Annotated in this window: 1 protein-coding gene; it reads right to left on the bottom strand. The window is 64.5% G+C overall.

All coding sequences use genetic code 11. The features are described 5' to 3' along the window. The coding region (locus AAC083_RS18250; protein ID WP_258224564.1) for an MG2 domain-containing protein at positions 1–2,091 on the bottom strand (2,091 nt) is incomplete at both ends.

Raw genomic sequence — 2,091 nt, 5'->3', positions numbered from 1 at the left:
GGGCTGACCGGGATCTCGAACTCGCCGCGGGCATCCTTGGCATCGCCACCGGCTGCGTTAAGCTCGATACGCTGCCACCAGCGCAGGCCATCGCCATCCTCCACCATCAGCAACCCCTTGCCGGCGCGCGGTGCCACCAGCGTCACTGTTGCCTTGTCGCCCGCCAGATAGGCGCGCTTGTCGAGGGTGATGGCGATTTTGTCAGGCCGCGCCTGCTCGCCACCGCCGCCCCAGGCGTAACTGCCGATCTCCACCCGCAGGCTCGATTGATGGCCCTGGCTGTTCTCAACCTCCAACCGATACCAGCCCGCCGCCAGTTGCAAACTGAGGGCGGTCGGCCCCTTGCCATCGAGTTGCAAGCTCTGCTCCAGCTCAAGATAGGGCTGGCTGTTGAACTCGTACTTCCACCCCTCGCCATCGGCGTAGTGCCAGTAATAGTCGCGGTACTCGTTGATAAGGCGCACCTTCACCGCCCCCGCCACCGGCTGACCTTGTTCATCGAGGTTGAGGATCTGGAAGGGGAGCGGCTTGCCCCCTTCCACCCGCTCGGCCACGAAGTCGGCCTTGAGCGCCGGCCACTGGCTGCCCGCAGGCCAGCCATACTGGGTGCGGCTGCGATTGACGGCGCGGCCACCGGGCTCGGACAAGGAAACCCGATAAGCCACCTCAAGCGGCCCGAGGGCGCGTACCCCATCGAGTTCATTTTGCAGCGAGAAAGTCCCCTGCCCCTGCGCATTGAGAGTGAGATTGAGGGGTTCAAGATCCTTGGCCTGCTCGGCCAGCAGCACGTCACCCAGAGTGAACTCCTGCCATTGGGTGAAAGGCATGGTGGCGCGGCTGATTTTCACCTCCGCCTTCGCCTTGGTGGCGCTCGCTGGCGCGCCGTAGAGATAGTCCCCTTGCAGCGGCAGGGTGAGCGCCTGTTGCGGGGTCAGCAATTCACCATCCGGCCCCTTGCCAAGCTGCAGCTTGAGCCGTTCCGGCAAAAACTCCTCTACCAGGAAGGGCCACTCGAAGCGGCTGCCAGCAGCGGTCTTGAGATTGATGGTCCAGCGCCCCAGCGGCGCATCCTCCGGCAGACGCAGGCCGTAGTGGGCAGCGCCAAGATTGTCCGGCAGCAGCCGTTTCTGCTCGAGCAGCTGGCCATCCGGCTGTTTCACCTCCAGCTCCACCGCCATCCCCGGCAGCAGCTGGCCATCTTGGCCCTTGAGCAGGATCTGACTGTCGAGCCGCTCGCCGGGGCGATAGAGATCGCGCCCGCTAAAGAGATAAAGCTGCTGGGCCTGCCAGGGCTGGGTGCCGAGATCGAAGGTGGAGAGATCGAGCGCTGCGCCATCGAGGCGCAGCACCGCCAGATGCTTGCCCTGCTCGGCCAGCAGCAGGCGGGCCCCCTGCACCTGATCGAAGCGGCGATGGCCCTGGGGATCGGTGGTTTGCACCTGCAGCCGGTTGCCCTTCTCGTCGAGCAGGGAGAGCTGCACATCCTTGAGCGGGTCGGCGCTGGCCAGCGAGCTGACGAACACCTCCAGCTGATCGCGGTAACGGCGGGCACTGAGTCCCATGTCGCTCACCGCAAAGTATGTGGTCTCCTTGCGCCAGTCGTAGTTGCCAAGGGGCGACATCACCGCAAAGTAGACACCGGCCTCGGCCAGCTGCGGCTCCTTCACATTGATAAGGCGGGTCTCGCGCCGGTTGGCATCGAGCTCCAGCGCGTAGCGGCCGCTGAACACCCGCTTGGCCCGCTGGGTGATCTGTTCAAGCTCCCAGTTGCCCATGCCGGCACCGGGGCGATACTCGGCCAGGAAACGGGGCAGATATTCCGCATCGACCCGGAAGAAATCGATATTGACCTCGTCCACATTGACTGCGCTGATGGGCAGGCGAAGTTCCTGACGCAGCGGCAATACCATGCCGCTGGCAGTAAACGAGGCCCCCGCCTCCAGCGGGCGGGTCTTGAGGGTCCAACTCTGGGGAGATGGGCCGAGCCCAGCCTTGAGGCTCACCTCATAGCTCTTATCGGGTTGGACGTTCGGAAAATAGAGGGTGCGGCCATCTTCGGCGAGGATCCACTCCCCCTGCACCTGCTTGCCA

It is taken from the genome of Aeromonas sp. HMWF014 (assembly GCF_963878295.1).
Taxonomy (GTDB): domain Bacteria; phylum Pseudomonadota; class Gammaproteobacteria; order Enterobacterales; family Aeromonadaceae; genus Aeromonas; species Aeromonas popoffii.
Note: the sequence above shows the minus strand (reverse complement) of the source record. Positions and strands in the feature narration are given on the sequence as shown.